We start from the raw sequence: 18,033 nt of genomic DNA, 5'->3' as shown, positions 1-18,033 counted from the left end.
CTATTTCCTACTTACTTTCAATAACTTGATCGATTAGGCCATATTCTAAAGCTTCTTGAGCTGTCATGGCAAAGTCACGATCAGTATCTTTTTCAATTTTTTCTAAGTCTTGTCCTGTATTTTCAGCTAAGATATGATTTAGTCTATCTTTTATTTTTAAGATTTGCTCAGCTTGGATTACAATATCAGATGCTTGTCCTTGGGCACCACCGCTTGGTTGGTGGATCATGATATTTGAGTTTGGTAGAGAAAATCTCTTACCCTTTGCACCTGATGAAAGTAAAACTGCACCCATAGATGCTGCTTGTCCGATACAAATTGTTGATACATCTGGTTTGATATAATTCATTGTATCAAAAATAGCAAGACCGCTTGTTACAACTCCACCTGGGGAGTTGATATAAAATTGGATATCCTTATCTGGATCTTCACTTTCTAGAAATAATAACTGAGCAATGATTATATCACTCATTTGATCATTTACTTCTCCAGATAGGAAAATAATCCTATCTTTTAGAAGTCTAGAATATATATCATAGGCTCTTTCGCCTTTATTTGTTGATTCTACTACTGTTGGTACTAGGTAATTTGTAGCTTTCATATAATCTCCTTACATTATTAAGGATGATATCTTAGTTTTCTTCGCTTTCTTTAGAATCTTCGCTGTGGTCATGATCGTGATCATCACCTACTGCTTTGTGGTATTCTTCGTGTGGTAGAGCTTTTGCATTTTTTACTAAAAGTTCTACAGCTTTACGACGTGTGATGTTTTCTTTGATTGTATCTTCTGATACATTTTTTCTAAAGATTTCTTTGAATTTTTCGATATCATCTACACCATACATTTTTGCTGATTCATTGATTTCTTCTTCAATTTCATCATCTGTGACATCAAAACCTTCTTTTAGAGCTAATTCGTCTAGTACTAGGTTTGCTTTTACACGGTCTTCAGCTTGTTGTCTGTATTGGCCTCTAACTTCGTTGATGTCCATTTGTGTCATTTCAACATATTGAGCAAGACCGATACCCATTTGTTGTAATCTTTGGTCTAGGTTTTGCATTTCAACATCGATTTCTTTATTTACTAGAGATTCTGGTGCTGAAACTTCACTTGCTTTTACTAGAGCATCGATAGCTTGGTTTTGTTTCATATTTGTTGCAAAGTTTTCTTTGTCTTCTTTTAATTTTTCTCTTAAATCTGCTTTTAGTTCATCAAGAGTTTCAAACTCAGAAATATCCATTGCAAATTCGTCATCTAGTTCTGGTAATTCTTTTGTAGTAATTGAGTTGATTTCCACTTCAAATTTTGCATCTTTACCTTGGAATTCTTTTGCTTGGTAATCTTCAGGGAAAGTTACATTTACATCAAATTTATCGCCTGTTTTATGTCCTGCAACTTGTTCTTCAAAGCCTTCGATAAATGTATTTGATCCTAATTCTAGATCATAATCTTCAGCTTTTCCGCCTTCAAATCTTTCACCATCTAAGTATCCGTCAAAGTCGATATTTACTGTATCACCCATTTTTGCTTCGCCATCTTCAACTGGGATTAGTCTAGCATTTTCTTCTTGTTGGCGAGTAAGCTCTGCATCGATATCTTCATCTGTTACTTCTGATGGGATATCTTCGATGATTAATTCGCTATAATCTCCTAATATTGGGTGTGGTTTTGTTTCTACTTCTACTTTGAAAGTAATGTCCTTGCCATCTTCTATATCATCAAGGTCAACTGATGGTTGGTCGATTGGTTCAAGTTCTAATTCTTCTACTGCTGCTTCGTATGGTTCTGGGAACACAATTTGGATAGCTTCATCATAGAAGATTTCTGGTCCGTACATTTTTTCTAGTACTTTTCTTGGAACGTGTCCAGCTCTAAATCCATCAATTCTATATCTTTTTTTATTTCTTTTGTAAACTGTATCTACAGCCTTTGCAAAGTCATCGTAATTTACGTCAAATTCAAATTTTGCAATGTTATTATCATGAGATTTTAATTCTGTCATTTCTTCCTCCTGCTTATATAGCTACTCATTTGTCTAATATACTACATCTATGTCTATCAATCAACATTTAAAAGGTAAGAATTAATGTAGTTTATAATGTCTTCTTTATTATTTTTCAATTTTTCATCATAGATTAAATTTTCTATATTTTCTAAGGTTCTACCAAGTTCTTTTCCTTCTTTAAAACCTAATTTTTTTAGATCATTTCCATTTATTTTTATTTGGCTTTTATTTGTTGGGATATCATCATTTTTTATCTCATCTAAAAGCGCCAATCCTAAGTCAATATTTGAGTCATCAGCATGTTTTGTTGACATTACATCTGCTCTTTGGAGTTTAAATAGATTTAATAAATTTTCCTCACCTATATTTCTTAAAAGTTTTCTAACAGATTTTTTAGTATAGGTGTTAGTGTTATCCATGTGTCGTTTTACCAAAATAGATGTGTTTTCTATAAACTTTCTAGAATATTTTAGTTTTTTGAGCCTTTCTACTAAAAGCTCCTCAGAAAGACTTTGATGGCCAAAAAATCTTCCTTCGCCATTTTCATCTAAGAAAAATGTATCGATTTTACCTACATCGTGGTAAAGGGCTGCCATTCGTACTTCAAGTATTGGGGGAGTTTTTTCTAAAACGCTTAAAGTATGGTCATATAAGTTTTCCGAATGAAAGCTAGAATGTTGGTCAAAACCTTTTGTAGCAAACACCTCTGGAAAAATATATTCTAAAAGCCCTACTTCATCCAAAAGCAATATTCCTCTTCTTGGCTCATCTGCTAAAAGAATCTTATTTAGCTCTACTTGGATACGCTCTTTTGAAATCTCTTCTATTGATTCCGCATTATTTCTAATAGCTGTTTTTAAATCATCTAATATATCAAAATTTAGAGTTGTCGCAAATCTCACTGCCCTTAATGACCTTAATACATCTTCTTTTATGCGTTCATTAGAAGTACCCACTGCCCTAATGATTTTATCTTTCAAATCCTTTTTTCCATCAAAAAGATCAATGATTTGACCATTTCTTTTTGCCATAGCATTTATGGTAAAATCACGTCTTTTTAAATCTTCTTTTATATCATTTGTAAAGGCGATTTTTTCTGGATGACGTTTGTCAGAATATCCTGATTCACGCCTCATAGTTGTGATTTCGTATTCACTATCCTCATCCAAAACTTTTATCGTTCCAAATTTTGCTCCAATATCGATTATTTTATAATCTTTAAATACTTCTTTAATCTCATCTGGTCTTGCACTTGTCGTGATATCAACATCAAAATTTACTCGATTTAATAACTCATCTCGTACACAACCGCCAACAGCATAGCTTTCAAAGCCTGCATCCTCTAATTGTTTTAAGATTTTATTTGTCATCTTTATTATCATCACTTGCTGATTTTGCTTTTCTTTGGACATCTATCCTGTAGTTTACAGTGCTATCTCCATTATAAACTTCAACCCCATCTGGTAAATCAAGTTTTACTTCTCCATTGGAGTTTGATCTTAGATTGTTAATATTAACTGGTTTGGTAGATATCTCTTTAATGTCTCGAATTATTGATTCTTGTCCTTTTATAACTATTGAGTCTGGTGAGAGCTCCCTAGCTGTTTGTTCATAGTCCTTGTTTATAGTTCCGCTTGTTATAAGTTTTAGCTTTACTCTTTTGGTTTCGTATACTAAAAATGAAACATTTACATCCTCATGAGAAATATTTATATCTGATAGGGCATTTCCATTTTTATCCAAGACCTTGACTGGTATATTGTGAATTTTACCATCTAGGAAACTTATATCATCTATCCTTAGCTCTATCCTATCCACTTTGTTTATTACACTAGCAGGCCCCTTTACGGTAATTTCTTCTGGTGACATTTCGTTTACTTCAACTATTCTACCATCTTTGATTTCATCAGAAATTATGTGATTGACCGGTAGTGATTTTTCTATAACTTTTTGTATATTAAGATTTATTTCACCTGGATCAAGCTCATCTACACTTACTCCTGATGGTGTGTCAACCTCTATATCAAGTGACTGTACGCCTTCTTTTAAGTCAGAAATATCAACACTGGCATATATATTAGTAGGTTTTAGAGAAATTAACTTTTCTCGACTACCCTTAAGTTTTACATTTGTGGAATATGCTTCATCCTTACCAATTATAGTGTATCCGTTTTTTTCCAAATCATCTTGATTTCTTATTACAACTGGTACATTGCGGTAAGTTTTATTTGCAGTTGGGTTTGTGGAGTTGATTACAAAAGTCCACATAAATATAGCTACCAGAACTGAAAGAATTTTTAATTTTAAATCATTTTTATTATTCATCATCGTCTTCTTTCTTATCTTCATCAGCTTGAGCTTCTTTTACTAAAACTAGGTCTTTTTTCAATCTTTGTTTTAGTGAATCTTCATCAAAATATCTGTCGATTCTGCCTGATTCTACAACTGAGATATTACCTGTCTCCTCACTTACAACTATGACAATTGCATCTGACTTTTCAGAAATTCCCACTGCTGCTCTATGTCTTGTACCTAATTCTTTTGAAATTAAATTTGAATTTGAAAGCGGTAGATAACAAGCTGCTGCTATAATTTTTTCGTTATTTATTATAACGGCACCGTCATGTAAGGGGGTGTTTGGGATAAATATATTTATCAAAAGCTCACTTGAAACATCGGCATCAAGGATGGTTCCACTTTCTACGATATCATTTAGTCCAACTTCACGTTCCAAAACTACAAGGGCGCCAATTTTTTGACGAGCAAGGGAAGTCATGGCACGAGTTAGCTCATCGATGCTTTTTTCATTTTTTAATGCACGTTCACCAGTAAAAATCGATCTACCTCGACCAATTCGCTCCAAGGCTGATCTTAGTTCAGGTTGGAAAACTACAATTATAAATACAAGTGCCACTGTTAAAAATTGGTTCATCACCCAGCTAACTGTATTTAGACTTAAAATATCGGCAACTGAAGCAAAAATTAATACAATAATAAGTCCATATAAAACTTGCTCAGCACGGGTATTTCGTAATAAAGAAAATAATTTATAGACAACAAAAGAAATGATGGCTATATCTATAATGTCTGTAACTCTTATAAGAGCTAAAGAGTTAAAAAATTCAGTAAAATAATTCATATCTCCCCCTAATTCTTTCCTACTTATATATTACTATTTTTTCCTAATAGTCGGTAGTTTTGGGCAAAATAAAACACCTAGGATTAGGTGTTTATTTATCCAAGCATAACATCAAGTATCATCATTATTACAAAACCCGCTGCAAAGCCAAGAGTACCAATATTTGTATGATCCTCTCCCTCGCCTGTTGCTTCTGGGATAAGTTCTTCGACTACGACATAAAGCATAGCTCCAGCGGCAAAGGCTAATAGGTAAGGCAAGATTGGAATCATTATTTGAGATAATAAAATTGTAACAAGGGCAGCAATTGGCTCAACTGCACCAGATCCTACTCCCATCCAAAATGATTTCTTTTTATCAACTCCAGCTGAACGAAGTGGCATAGAAATAATAGCACCTTCTGGAAAGTTTTGGATGGCAATACCTATTGATAGTACAAGTGCTCCAGCTAGACTTACATTTCCTGTGCCAAAAAGTGCACCTGCATAGGAAACTCCCACAGCCATTCCTTCTGGGATATTGTGAATTACTACTGCTAAAACCATCATGGTTGTTTTTCTTAAGTTTTCACTCTTGCGTCCTTCGGGCGCAGCCGAGTCAATATGTTGGTGGGGAATAGCACTATCTAGGAATAATAAAAATAAAATTCCTATTAAAAATCCAATGACAGCTGGAACCCAGCTCATATTGCCCATAGTTTCTTTTACCATATCCATGGCAGGAATTAATAGTGACCAGATACTTGCTGCCACCATGACTCCGGCAGCAAAACCTGACAATCCCTTTTGTACTTTTGGATTTAGCTCATCTTTCATTACAAAAACCATAGCAGAACCAAGGGAAGTTCCTAAAAATGGAATGAGTAATCCTAGTAACGTTTCTTTATTCATTTTTTTCTTTCTTTCTAATATATTTTAATAATTTGGAGAATCTATCTTCCAAATTTCATCTGCATAATTAATTATTGTCCTATCTGATGAGAAAAATCCTGCATTTGCAATATTCATAAGACATTTTCTAGACCAAGCTAGTTTGTCCCTATAATCATGATTTATCTTCTCATGAGCGCGTTTGTAAGCTTCAAAGTCTTTTAATATGAAGTATCTATCCCCACGAGAGCCATCTTGTGGATTGATTAATTCATTATAAATATCGAGGAACATATAAGAATTATTGTCGTCTAGCTCACCATTTACCAAAGCATCTACTGCTTCTTTGATGTCTTTATTTGTTTGATAAATTCCTCTTGGATTATAGCTATCATAAATTTCGTTTAATTCTTCAACAGTTGCGCCGAAACGATAATTGTTTTCTTCTCCAGCGTGATCAAAAATTTCTATATTTGCACCATCAAGGGTACCTAATGTTGGTGCGCCATTTAGCATAAATTTCATATTTCCAGTACCAGAGGCTTCCTTGCCTGCAGTTGATATTTGCTCTGAAACATCTGCTGCTGGATAAATTTTCTCCCCATAGGATACTCTAAAGTTCTCTACGAAAACCACTTTTAATTTTTCGTTTACATCTGGGTCATTATTTACTATTCTTGCCACTTCGTTGGCAAGTTTTATAATAGCCTTGGCTCTGAAATATCCTGGCGCTGCCTTTCCTCCAAAAATAAATGTTGTTGGATAAAAGTCCATGTCTGGATTTTTCTTAAGTTCATGATATAAATAAATTATGTGTAGTATATTTAGATGTTGGCGTTTATACTCGTGGATTCTTTTTACTTGGATATCAAAAATTGATTCTGGGTCAATTTTTATGCCCTCATGTTCTAAGATATAAGTAGCAAGGCGATTTTTATTTGCCTGTTTGATATCCCAAAGTTCATTTAAAACATCTTCATCGTCTGCAAATTTTTCTAGCGCCTTTAGCTCATCTAGATTATATTTCCAATCCTCTGTGCCAAGTTTTTCTGTAATAAATTTTGAAAGTGATCTATTTGCATAAACCAGCCATCTTCTTGGAGTGATACCATTGGTTTTGTTATTAAATTTATCCGGGAAAATCTCATACCAGTGTTTGAAAGTATCATCTTTTAAAATTTGTGTATGAAGGGCTGCTACACCATTTACTGAAAAACCAACAAAAATCGCAAGATTTGCCATATGAACTTGATCATAAATTACAATTCTATATGGGTCGATTTCAGTTTCTGATAAACCTTTTTTCTTAAAATCATTTACTAAAATATCATTGATTTGATAAATGATTTCTAGGCATCTTGGGCTTACTTCTTCTACTATATCAATTGGCCATTTTTCAAGGGCTTCTTGTAATACCGTGTGATTTGTAAAGGCGAATACTTTTTGAGCAATTTTAAAAGCTTCATCAAATTCTAGACCATTTTCATCTACTAAAACCCTAATCAATTCAGCAATCGCAATATTTGGATGGGTATCATTTAGTTGGATTACATGGTATTTGTGGAAATTTTTAAAACGTAAATCATCAGAAAAATATCTTTTGTATTTTGCAACCATATCTTGTATGGAGGCAGACACAAAGAAATATTGTTGTTTTAATCTTAATACGCGTCCTGCTCTTTGAATATCATTTGGATAAAGTACTCTTGTGATATCCTCTGCCCTATTTTTCTTAGCAACTGCAGCATCGTATTCAAAATTGTTAAATTTATCAAATTCAAATTCTTCAAATGGTTCTGCTTGCCAAAGTCTTAGGGTATTTACTTTACCATTTTCAAAGCCCACCACTGGCATATCAAATGGTACAGCTTTTACTACTTGATCCCTAAAATTTACTATTCTTGAGTCCGAATCCACTCTTATAGACCAGCCATCACCATCTTTTATCCAACTATCTCCTTGTTCTTTTTGAAATCCATTTTCAAAAGATTGTTTAAATAAACCCTCACGATAGCGGACTCCATAGCCATACATATTTATATCTTGAGTTGCAGCAGAATCCATAAAGCAGGCAGCAAGACGTCCTAGCCCACCATTACCAAGAGCCGCATCATCTTCATAGTCTTCGATTGCTTCAAAATCAATTCCTAATTCATCAAGCAAATCTTTGACCTCATCGTAGATCCCTAGATTTATTAGATTATTTCCAAGAGATCTACCGATTAAAAATTCTGCTGAAAAATAATAAGCTGTTCTTTCGTATCTTGATTTATTTTTGCTAGCCCTCCATTCTTGGTTGATACGCTCCATAATTGTGTCACAAAGGGCATCGTACTTATCTTTTTCACTTGTATCATCGAAATTTTTAAGAGTGATCCTCTGTAGGTTTTCTATATAGTCCTCTGTAAACTTATTCTTTGCTAATTTATCCATTATATCTCCCATATAATCTTGACATTTCCTTGATTTTCACTGCCAAAGCATCTGTAAAATCTTCTTTTTTAGCCCTCCATTTCCAATTATTTCCCATGGTGGAAGGTGTGTTTATTTTTGCTTTATCTCCTATCTCAAAAAAATCTTGGATTTGAAAAACAGCAAGATCAGAAACTGATGCCATTAAAGATCTAATGATTTCCCAAACATAATCTTCTTTGTCTACTTTGCTAAGTCCAAAATATTTTTCTACAAGAGATAGCTCTTCTTCATCAAGTGATTCTATCCAGCCTTTAAGAGTGGAAGAATCATGGGTTGATGAGTAAACTACTGAATTTTTCTCATAATTATGTGGCAAATAATTGTTATCAAATGTCCCGTCAAAGGCAAATTGGATAACATTCATGCCTGGAAAGCCGTAATGAATTTTTAATTCATCGACTTCCTTAGTGATATACCCCAAATCCTCAGCTATAAATTGCTTATTAGGAAACTTTTTTAGGATATAATCAAAAAATTCATAGCCCCCACCTGGTTCCCATTTGCCAAATTTGGCATTTTCATCTGTGGCGGGAATTGCATAGTATTTTTCAAATCCCCTAAAGTGGTCAAGACGGAGTAGATCATTAGTTCTAAGAGCCATTTCAAGTCTATTTTGCCAAAAGCTATAAGAATCAGCTTTCATTTTATCCCAATTATATACAGGATTGCCCCAAAGTTGCCCATCATCCGAATATGCATCTGGCGGAGCACCTCCAACTATGATTGGTTCTTTTGTTTTAGGATCTATTTTTAAAATATCAGCATTAACCCAAGCATCACAGGAATCATAGGCAACATAAATTGGTAAATCACCAATGATTTCAATATTGTGTCTATTAGTGTATTCTTTTAATTTTTGCCATTGGGTAAAAAATTCGTATTGAATAAAGATATAAAAATCTATATCCTCTTTGTGCTCTTTTCCAAATTCTTCTAGGGCTTTTGGATCTCGATCACGTAAATCTTCATCCCACTCCGCCCAATTTACATCAAGTTTATCATGCTTTATAGCCATAAAAAGAGCATAATCTTCTAGCCAAAAGCTTTCTTTTTCTCTAAATTCTGCTATATTTTCATCCAATTTTCCTTTTGAGTTTTCAAAAGCTTTTTTTAATATACGATAGCGTATATTGTATTGGATAGCATAGTCAACGTATCTTTCATTGTCCCCAAAATTGAGGTTCTCTAAATCTTCTTCTTCTAAAAGTCCGTCTTTACAGAGCAAATCTAAATCTATAAAATATGGGTTGCCGGCAAATGATGAAAATGCTTGGTAAGGACTATCCCCATATGAAGTTTGTCCAAGTGGCAAAATCTGCCAGTATTTTATAGAAGCATCTGATAAAAAGTCTACAAATTCATAGGCAGCTTTACCAAAAGTTCCTATCCCATAAGGAGATGGAAGGGAAAAAATTGGCATTACCACACCATTTGATCTTTTAAGTCTTTCTTGCATAGTCATTCCTATAAAAGTTCTAAAAAGTTTATAACTGGTACTTCATAAGGATGATTTGACTTTATAATTTCAAAAACTTTTTCTTTATCTTCTGTTTTAATTCTAAATTCTAGTTTTACCTCATTTACTTCGCAAGGCTTTCCTATTTCTCCCTTATCAGGATTTGATCCTTCTAAGGGGATAAAATGTCCTGTAACTACACTTTCTGCAAATACAGAATCATAGCCATTATCCTTTAAAATTTCTTTTTCATTTAAGCCATCTATTACTTTCCACTTATCATCTGCTGGTACGAAAACTTCAACTTTGATGTATTTCATAATCATTCCTTTCAAAATATATTAGTCCGCTATATGATTTCATTTGCCTATCAAAAATTTCGAAATTCACTTTATAAACTCTTCCCCAACTAGAAATAACTAGCTCATGGTAGTCGCCCATATCATTGCACTCAGTGATTGTTACCCCGTGGTGGGCTAGAACTTTTACATTCCTACTCATCCAATTTATAAAAATTACTGGGCAATTTTTACTAAGACCTTGATTGATAAAGGCAATTTTTTCTTCAGTACTGTGACGTCTTACAAAAAATTCTTGCATTATATGAGCGTATAGATTTAAATTGCGATCTCGTCTTATGCGATTTACCCTGCGATTTAAGGCTTCGACAGTAGGCACTCCGTTTATGTGTGGGCGGATTCTTTTGTAAAAATCATAGTGATACTTGTTGTATTCTTCTAAAGTAAATTTTTCATCTGGGTGATACATATATAAATATGAATTGGTAAATGCAGTCACAACGCAAGACCTATCCCTATAAAATTTTGAAACACCTACATCCCCTAAAGCATTTTGATAGCCTCCATAATAAAGACCTAGCTTGCTTGTAACTGGGACAAATTCTCCTACTTTGCTATTTTTTAATTTCATTTTTATCCTAAATTCTTTTTAATCTTTCATTTTAACTTTACCCTAGAAAAATTTTTTCTTCTATTAAGGATTTGTTATAATTGGTTATAGATAAAGTTAAGGGAGTAGATATGAAAAAATGTTATATAATCGCAGGCGGCGATTTTGATGGTTTTTTTGATCATATAAATAAAGAAGATATGGTAATTGCTGCTGATAAGGGGCATTTATACGCAAAAGAAGCAGGCATTACACCAACAATGATAATTGGTGATTTTGATTCATCAAATCAACCAGAAGGCGATTTGGTTATAAAATTAAATCCTATAAAAGATTACACAGACACAAAGGCTGCTCTAATGGTAGCTGAAGATTGGGGTTATAAAGATATTGTTATTTATGGTGGGCTTGGTGGACGCGAATCTCACACATTTGCTAATATTAGAAGTGCCTTAGAATTTAAGAAAAAAGGCATAAATGTAGTCTTTAAATCAAAATACAAAAGTTTTTATATAGTAGATGATAGGTTAGAATATAAATTTAATGATGATGATAATTTCTATGTATCAATATTTGCCCTTTCTGATATAGTAAAGGGTGTGGATATTAAGGGATTATATTACGAATTAAATAATTTTGATCTAGCAAATGACAGTGCCCTAGGAGTTTCAAATGAAACAACCGGCAAGGATTTTAGAATAAAGGTTAAAAGCGGATACTTACTTGTAATTTTTGAAGACAAATCAATTTAAAAAGACCCCAGTCGGGGTCTTTTTATTAGGATTTTCTTTCTGCTTCTTTTTCTCGAAGTTCTTCTACAGTCTGATTAGATTTTTCTGCTACTGTTATTCTATCCATATTTTTTTCTTTAAGCTTAATATTAGTCCTATCGACAACCAAGGTATAAATCACTGTTGCTAGTGGCATAAAGAATATCATGCCTAGGATACCAAATAGTCTTCCTCCCAAAAATACTGAAAGGAAAATCCAAATTGCTGGTAAACCAGAATTTTTTCCAATAAATAATGGATATACAATATTTTCTTGAACTTGTTGTAATATTACCAAGAAAATTATGTAAACTAGCGACTGGATTGGGGATTGGATAAATATCATAATCATACCAAAAGCACCAGCTATAATAGGGCCAAAGTATGGAACTATATCCATCGCACCAACCAAAACAGAAATCATACCTGCATATGGCATTCTTAATATTTTCATACCAATATAATTAAATATACCTAGTGATATGCATGATAGGACCTTGGAGTCCAAAAATTTGGAAAATGAATCATAGGTTAGTTTAAATAAATAATTTATTCTATCTGCTCTTTCTTCGCTAAAGTTTGCATATAAAATTTTATTGGCATTTTGTCTCAAATCTTTCTTATTGACACTGACATAAATAGAAAATACAAAACCCATGGCTACAGCTATTAATCCAGATCCTACTGATGATAGGATATTTTGAGCCCTATTTAATAAATTCGAACTATCTCCACTGATGTAGGCTGTAACTGTATCTGAAATTTTAACCACATCTAGGTCTTGGAAATAATCTTTAAATTGAACTGCTTGCTTGTGGATAGCTGGGAATTTTTCTGTATATTCTAAAAGTGAATCCATAAATACTGGCAAGTTAGTAATACCTGTTTGAAGGGCATTAATAAATTCTGGAATAACTACGACTAAAAGTATACTTACTCCAGCGAAAAAGATTAGCCAGCTGACTATAAGTGAAAGGGCAACTACCAATTTTTTGTGTTTTAAAGGATCGATTATCCTTCCAAAAACTTTTTCTTGGAAAAAATTCATAGGTAAATTTATCACAAAGGCTATGGCAAATCCTAGTAAAATCGGCCTAAAAACTGCATAAGTTGCTATTAAAAATTTGCCAATGGGCTCTATATACCAAATTGCAAAAAATGTTAAAAGTAAGATAAGACCTACTTTTAAATTATTTTTTGATTGTTGGTCTAATTCATTTTCATCTTTTATCTTCATTATCTCCCTCTCAAATGACATTAGTCTTCAAGACTCATGCTAAGGTCTAACCACTTTTCATCAAGGATTTTTTTTCTTTCTTCTAATTCCTTAATTTTTGCAAAAGTTTCTACTACTTTTTCTTGGTCAGCATAAAAATCTGTGGCCAGGCTAAGGTCAGTTAGGCTTGCAATTTCATTTTCAATTGCTTCCAACTCATTTTCAACATCCCTAATATCATTTTTTATTTTCTTAATTTCATTTTTCTTTAGATTTTGTTTTTTCTTTTCTTTGACTAATTGGGTTTTGCTGACAGATTGACCTTGCTCTATAGTTTGACTTTGTTCCCTAAGTTTATTTTCATAATAAGTATAGTTACCCAAATATTCATCTATACCATCAGATTTCATATCTAAAATTTTGCCTGCTATCTTATTTAAAAAGTACCTATCGTGGCTAATAATTAGCATAGTACCCTCATAATCAAGGATAGCATCTTCTAAAATTTCTTTAGAATCAATATCCAAATGGTTGGTAGGCTCATCCATCAAAATGAAGTTTGTATCTGAAATCATTAGTTTTAATAGAGAAATCCTAGATCGTTCTCCACCAGAAAGTTCTGATATTTCTCTATCTACATCATCTCCATAAAACATAAATTTTGCAAGATAAGACCTGATTTCAAAATTTGTCATCATTGGATAAGTTTCGCTTATTTCTTCAAAAATAGTATTTGTTAAGTTTAATGATTTTTGTTCTTGATCAAAATAACCTATATTTACACTTTGTCCAAGCTTAACTTTGCCAGCTGATGGCATTTCTTCGCCCATTATTATCCTAAAAAGAGTTGTTTTTCCAACACCATTTTCACCTATTATTGCAGTTCTTTCGTTGCGGTATAGATTAAATGATATATTTCCAAAAATTTTCTTATCTGCAAAGGATTTTTCTAAATTATCGACCTTAAGAACATCCTCTCCACTTTGGATGCGCGGAGTGAATTTTAGCTTCATGGAATTTTGGATTGTCTCTGGCATTTCTATCCTTTCCATCTTGTCCAAAAGTTTTTGGCGAGATCTGGATTGGGAAATACCTCTTTTTCTTTTTGAGCCACCTTGGTTTTTAAGTCGATCGATAATTTCTTCTTGACGGTCAATTTCCTTTTGCTGATTTTTGTACTGGTGCATACGCACTTCTAGTTCTTTTTTACGTTTTTTTACAAATGTAGTGTAGTCCCCATTATATGCGGTTAATCCACCATTTTCTAACAAAAATATCCTATTTACAGTATTATCTAGAAAATATCTGTCGTGGGAAATTACTATTACAGATCCAGAATAATTTTTGATAAAGTTTTCTAAAAATCTTATAGCCCCAATATCTAGGTGGTTGGTTGGCTCATCTAAGAGAATTAAATCTGGTTTTTCTAAAAGTAAATATGCTAACTCTACCCTAGCTTTTTGGCCACCTGATAAATTTATAATATCCTTATCAAAGTCTTCTTCACTAAATCCCATTGCTTTTAGGGTGCCTTCTAGCTCGGATTTTATGGCATAGCCATTTTTCTCTTCAAACTTTTCAAAAAGTTTACTATGCTCTGCCAAAAGATTATCCATTTGATTTGGGTTTAGATTTGGATCTGCTAATTTTTGTTCAATTTTTCTTAAATTTGCTTCTATTTCAATAATATCATCAAAAACCTTCATACAATAATCATATATACTTATATGATAGTCGATAGAAAGTATTTGCTCTAAGTATCCAACTTTGACATTATTTGGTATATAAACTTCACCCGAGTCTTTTTCATTTTCTCCCATTAGAATTTTAAAAAGGGTGGATTTGCCGGCCCCATTGATACCAATGAGCCCAACTTTATCACCCTTTTCAATCTTAAAACTCACATTTGAAAATATGTCCTTAGTTGGATATGATTTACTCAAATTGCTTGCTGTAAGTATATTCATTTTTAAAAATTAAAGTCCTGTGGAGAATTGATGAAGTAGGTTAGAGTAAATAATGATTCATCAAGGTGTACATTTTCTAAAACAACATCATTTTTTGTCTTTATATCTACTGGAGAGAAGTTCCATATACCTGAAACTTCGCCATCACAAAGAATGTCGCAAACTTCTTGACTGGCATCTTTTGGTGTAGAAATAATACCAATATCAATTTTGTTGTTTTTTAGGTAATCTGGTAATTTGTCTATGCTTATTACTTCTGGATCCTTATCATTTGCTTCTCTTGCTTCAAGATCAAATACAGATTCGATATGGTAACCTAAGTCTTTAAAGGATTTATATTTATAAAGAGCATGGCCGATATTACCAAAACCAACTAAAACCATTTTGTACTTTTTATCAACACCAATTATTTTTGAAAGCTCATCCATAAGCTCACGGACATTATATCCATATCCTTGCTGACCAAAACAACCATAATGATTTAAGTCTTGTCTAATTTGACTTGCTGTTAATCCAGTAATTTCTGATAATTCTTTTGATGAAACCCTTACTATGCCACGATCATTTATACTTTCTAGATATCTATAGTATTTTGGTAATCTCTTTATAACCGATAATGATACACCGTTATCTTTAGCCATTGTTCTCCTCATCTTTCCTAAATTCTAAATCTTCATCCGTTAAATCTTCTACAAGAATCACTTCTTCTGTGTTATAAGTAGAATTTTCATTGCTATCAGCTTCAAACACTAACTTTTCATCAGTGTCTTTTGTTATATTATACTCAATTTCACTATCCGAATGCAAATTTTTGTTAAAATCTAAATTTTCATCTAAATCTTCTTCCTTAGCTTCAGAGTATTCTATATACTGAGCATTTTTATTTTTTAATTTTGATGCATTGATAATATGAGCAAAGTATACAACTATTAATACGGTGTATAAGACTAGTTGGCTATTTGAATTTAAAAATTGATTGTTAAATGTAAGTCCCGCTGGAAGTCCTGGGATAAATCTCGCTAAGACTAATATTGCTGGCACACTTAAAATCGCAAATCCTAGGGCTGTAAGTATAGCTACAAAAATTGACATTCCATAGGATTTTTTTTGAAATAGTACATAGACACCAAAAATAAGCATTAGTGCCCATGCTATGATAAATCCAGCTGCCCATATGTAGCTAACTAACCATATATTAAAATTTGCTGATACAATAGTTATTAAAAACACTATCAAAACCACTACACTTAGGATTTGGCTGAGTGTTCTTTCAAACCTTCTATCCATATCTACCTCTTATTTATTTTTCTTTGATTTGTATCTTAAATTGCTATCTAGAATTCTTTTTCTAATTCTGAGTGTATTTGGAGTTACCTCGATTAATTCATCATCTTCTACAAATTCCATCATTTCTTCTACACTCATTTTCTTTGGAGGTGTTAGGACGATGGCATCATCAGATCCTGATGCACGTGTATTTGTAAGTTTTTTAGTTTTACATACATTTACATCGATATCAAGGCCTTTTGCATTCATGCCTACTACTTCTCCTTCGTAAACTTCTTCACCTGCTTCGATAAATAATAGTCCACGTGATTGGGCAGAATTTAGTCCATAGGCTCTTGCAATTCCTTGTTCACTAGCAATTAGTGATCCGTCTTGGCGAGTTTCGATATCTCCTTTATATGGAGCGTATTCTTCAAATTCTGAGTTTAATATACCAGTTCCTTTTGTATCAGTTAAAAACTCAGTTCTATAACCAATTAGTCCACGTGCTGGAATTCTAAAGGTCATCCTTGTATATCCTGAAGAAGTTGGTGTCATATCGATAAGTTCACCTTTTCTACGTCCAAGTTTTTCTATAACTGATCCTGTATATTCTTGGTCAACATCTATTGTTGCAATTTCTATAGGTTCATTTCTTTTACCATCTATTTCTTTAAACATAACCTCTGGTTTTGAAACTTGGAATTCGTAGCCTTCACGTCTTAAGTTTTCAATTAATACTGATAAGTGAAGTTCTCCACGGCCTGAAACTTTAAAGCTTTCTGTTGAGTCAGTATTTTCTACCTTAAGTGAAACATCTGTTTCCTTTTCTTTAAATAACCTTTCTCTTAAGTGGCGGCTGGTTACAAATTTACCATCACGACCAGCAAATGGTGAATCGTTTACTGAAAATGTCATTGAAAGGGTTGGTTCAGATATTTTTGTAAACTCAATTGGCTGGCTATCTTCTTCTGTACCGATAGTATCTCCAATTGATATGTCTTCCATACCTGATAGAGCTACGATTGATCCAAATTTTGCTTCTTCTACTTCTACTCTATCTAGGCCATCAAATTCGTAAATTGTTACAATTTTTGATCTTTCATGGCGGTCTTCTTCGTTGTAGTTTGTAATTACTGCATTTGCATTTTTCTTAATCACACCTTGTTCTACCTTACCGATAGCAATAGATCCTAAAAATGAATTGTAATCAGTTGTAGAAACTAAAACTTTAAATGGAGCATTTTCATCTGCTTCAAAGGCTGGAGTGTAGTCAATGATTGTATCAAGTAAGTCTGTCATATCATTTTTTACACTAGCTTTTTCAAGGGAAGCCCATCCATTTTTTGCTGATGCGTAGATAAATGGACTTTCTAAATAAGATTCATCCGCATCAAGTGAGATAAATAAATCTAGAACTTCATCTTCTACTTCATCAATCCTTTGGTCTGGTCTATCTACTTTATTTATACAAATGATAGCAGGCAAGCCAAGCTCAATTGCTTTTCTTAAAACAAATTTTGTTTGTGGCATAGGTCCTTCGTGGCTATCTACAACTAAAACTACGGACTCAGCCATATTTAAAACACGTTCTACTTCTCCACCAAAGTCCGCGTGGCCTGGTGTATCTATAATATTTATTTTTGTATCTTTATAATGAATAGCAGTATTTTTAGAAAGAATTGTAATTCCTCTTTCTTTTTCAATACTATTTGAGTCCATTACTCTCTCATTGACCTCTTGGTTGTCTCTAAAAGTACCTGAACTTCTTAAAAGTCCATCTACTAGGGTAGTTTTACCATGGTCAACGTGGGCAATAATGGCTACATTTCTTACATCTTCTCTTTTCATAATTCCTTCTTTCAAACTAATAAATTCTATCAATATATTATATCGATTGTGGTTATATTATCAATAAACATAATAAAAAAACATCTAGCTAATAAAGTTATCTAGATGT

General features: G+C 32.9%; 16 protein-coding genes. 1 reads left to right on the top strand and 15 read right to left on the bottom strand.

The genetic code is table 11. The features are described 5' to 3' along the window. Nucleotides 1-7: 7 nt before the first annotated feature. The 10 genes from clpP to ACKRLN_RS00760 form a co-directional block, all read right to left on the bottom strand. The gene (clpP, locus tag ACKRLN_RS00805; RefSeq protein WP_203127276.1) at nt 8-601 is read right to left on the bottom strand and encodes an ATP-dependent Clp endopeptidase proteolytic subunit ClpP; all 594 of its coding nucleotides are present in this window, start codon (nt 599-601) and stop codon (nt 8-10) included. Nucleotides 602-632: 31 nt separating this feature from the next. Beyond that, on the bottom strand, nt 633-2,003 hold the full coding sequence (gene tig / locus ACKRLN_RS00800; protein WP_296141674.1) for a trigger factor: 1,371 nt from the start codon (nt 2,001-2,003) through the stop codon (nt 633-635). Nucleotides 2,004-2,059: 56 nt separating this feature from the next. Beyond that, nucleotides 2,060-3,376, bottom strand: a complete 1,317-nt coding sequence (locus ACKRLN_RS00795) for a CCA tRNA nucleotidyltransferase (RefSeq protein WP_416334949.1) — start codon at nt 3,374-3,376, stop codon at nt 2,060-2,062. Beyond that, on the bottom strand, nt 3,366-4,355 hold the full coding sequence (locus ACKRLN_RS00790; protein WP_238390473.1) for a YbbR-like domain-containing protein: 990 nt from the start codon (nt 4,353-4,355) through the stop codon (nt 3,366-3,368). Before ACKRLN_RS00790 ends, ACKRLN_RS00795 begins: the two co-directional genes overlap by 11 nt. Beyond that, the gene (gene cdaA, locus ACKRLN_RS00785) at nt 4,324-5,145 is read right to left on the bottom strand and encodes a diadenylate cyclase CdaA (RefSeq protein WP_203127273.1); all 822 of its coding nucleotides are present in this window, start codon (nt 5,143-5,145) and stop codon (nt 4,324-4,326) included. Before cdaA ends, ACKRLN_RS00790 begins: the two co-directional genes overlap by 32 nt. Nucleotides 5,146-5,240: 95 nt before the next feature. After that, nucleotides 5,241-6,035: a ZIP family metal transporter gene (locus ACKRLN_RS00780; RefSeq protein ID WP_416334948.1), complete on the bottom strand. Its 795-nt coding sequence runs from the start codon at nt 6,033-6,035 to the stop codon at nt 5,241-5,243. Nucleotides 6,036-6,059: 24 nt separating this feature from the next. After that, entirely contained in the window at nt 6,060-8,447 is a 2,388-nt protein-coding gene (locus tag ACKRLN_RS00775) for a glycogen/starch/alpha-glucan phosphorylase (protein ID WP_416334947.1), read from the bottom strand. Next, nucleotides 8,440-9,951 (bottom strand): 4-alpha-glucanotransferase, encoded by a 1,512-nt coding sequence (gene malQ / locus ACKRLN_RS00770; RefSeq protein WP_416334946.1) that lies wholly within the window; start codon nt 9,949-9,951, stop codon nt 8,440-8,442. Before malQ ends, ACKRLN_RS00775 begins: the two co-directional genes overlap by 8 nt. A 2-nt stretch (nt 9,952-9,953) precedes the next feature. Then, on the bottom strand, nt 9,954-10,265 hold the full coding sequence (cutA, locus tag ACKRLN_RS00765; RefSeq protein WP_296141687.1) for a divalent cation tolerance protein CutA: 312 nt from the start codon (nt 10,263-10,265) through the stop codon (nt 9,954-9,956). After that, entirely contained in the window at nt 10,246-10,875 is a 630-nt protein-coding gene (locus ACKRLN_RS00760) for a hypothetical protein (protein ID WP_296141689.1), read from the bottom strand. The genes cutA and ACKRLN_RS00760 overlap by 20 nt, the downstream gene beginning before the upstream one ends. A 110-nt stretch (nt 10,876-10,985) precedes the next feature. Between ACKRLN_RS00760 and ACKRLN_RS00755 the strand changes: the two genes are divergently transcribed. Continuing rightward, the gene (locus ACKRLN_RS00755; RefSeq protein ID WP_296141691.1) at nt 10,986-11,606 is read left to right on the top strand and encodes a thiamine diphosphokinase; all 621 of its coding nucleotides are present in this window, start codon (nt 10,986-10,988) and stop codon (nt 11,604-11,606) included. Nucleotides 11,607-11,631: 25 nt separating this feature from the next. On the opposite strand, the gene ACKRLN_RS00750 is transcribed toward ACKRLN_RS00755, so the two are convergent. From ACKRLN_RS00750 to typA, 5 genes are read right to left on the bottom strand one after another with little or no spacing between them, the layout of a single operon-like run. Next, nucleotides 11,632-12,861 carry an AI-2E family transporter gene (locus ACKRLN_RS00750; RefSeq protein WP_296141694.1) on the bottom strand — a complete coding sequence of 410 codons (1,230 nt, stop codon included), beginning with the start codon at nt 12,859-12,861 and terminating at the stop codon, nt 11,632-11,634. A 20-nt stretch (nt 12,862-12,881) separates the two neighbouring features. Beyond that, complete coding sequence (gene abc-f / locus ACKRLN_RS00745; RefSeq protein ID WP_296141696.1) at nt 12,882-14,807, bottom strand: ribosomal protection-like ABC-F family protein; 1,926 nt, start codon at nt 14,805-14,807, stop codon at nt 12,882-12,884. Between the two features lie 2 nt (nt 14,808-14,809). After that, complete coding sequence (locus ACKRLN_RS00740; RefSeq protein WP_203127265.1) at nt 14,810-15,448, bottom strand: redox-sensing transcriptional repressor Rex; 639 nt, start codon at nt 15,446-15,448, stop codon at nt 14,810-14,812. Then, nucleotides 15,441-16,094, bottom strand: coding sequence for a hypothetical protein (locus ACKRLN_RS00735; RefSeq protein ID WP_203127264.1), 654 nt, complete (start codon nt 16,092-16,094; stop codon nt 15,441-15,443). The genes ACKRLN_RS00740 and ACKRLN_RS00735 overlap by 8 nt, the downstream gene beginning before the upstream one ends. Before the next feature lie 9 nt (nt 16,095-16,103). Further along, the gene (gene typA, locus ACKRLN_RS00730; RefSeq protein WP_296141699.1) at nt 16,104-17,924 is read right to left on the bottom strand and encodes a translational GTPase TypA; all 1,821 of its coding nucleotides are present in this window, start codon (nt 17,922-17,924) and stop codon (nt 16,104-16,106) included. Nucleotides 17,925-18,033 lie beyond the last annotated feature (109 nt).

Origin of the sequence: Anaerococcus sp. AH8042_DFU013_CI05 (genome assembly GCF_047936775.1) — a bacterium.
In the GTDB taxonomy this organism is placed as follows: Bacteria; Bacillota; Clostridia; order Tissierellales; family Peptoniphilaceae; genus Anaerococcus.
Note: the sequence above shows the minus strand (reverse complement) of the source record. Positions and strands in the feature narration are given on the sequence as shown.